Origin of the sequence: Rhodococcus sp. R1101 (assembly GCF_000278445.1) — a bacterium.
GTDB classification, from domain to species: domain Bacteria; phylum Actinomycetota; class Actinomycetes; order Mycobacteriales; family Mycobacteriaceae; genus Rhodococcus; species Rhodococcus gordoniae.
Window position 1 is genome coordinate 1 of the sequence record NZ_AJVB01000985.1, and the last position, 261, is coordinate 261.

Genomic DNA, 261 nt, shown 5'->3' on the forward strand with positions numbered 1-261 from the left:
CGGTGCATCTGTGCGTACTGCATCTGTGCGTGCGGGCCGGGCACGATCCCGGGCCGCCGGTATCCCACGACGGTGGGTGTCGTCGTGACACCCGAACCATGTCACCCTACCGCATGTGGCGAGTGCCGCCCGCCGTCGTGGCTACAGGCCCACCCACTCCGACAGTCCCGCGGTGAAGTGCTGACGTTTCCAGATGGGCACCTCGGATTTGATGCGTTCCACCAGTTCGGCGCAGGTGGCGAAGGCTTCCGCGCGGTGTGG

General features: G+C 67.0%; 1 pseudogene. It reads right to left on the reverse strand.

Going from position 1 to position 261, the window contains the following annotated elements:
* Positions 1-141 precede the first annotated feature (141 nt).
* Positions 142-261: pseudogene (locus tag R1101_RS29185) on the reverse strand (molybdenum cofactor biosynthesis protein MoaE); the annotation flags it as partial.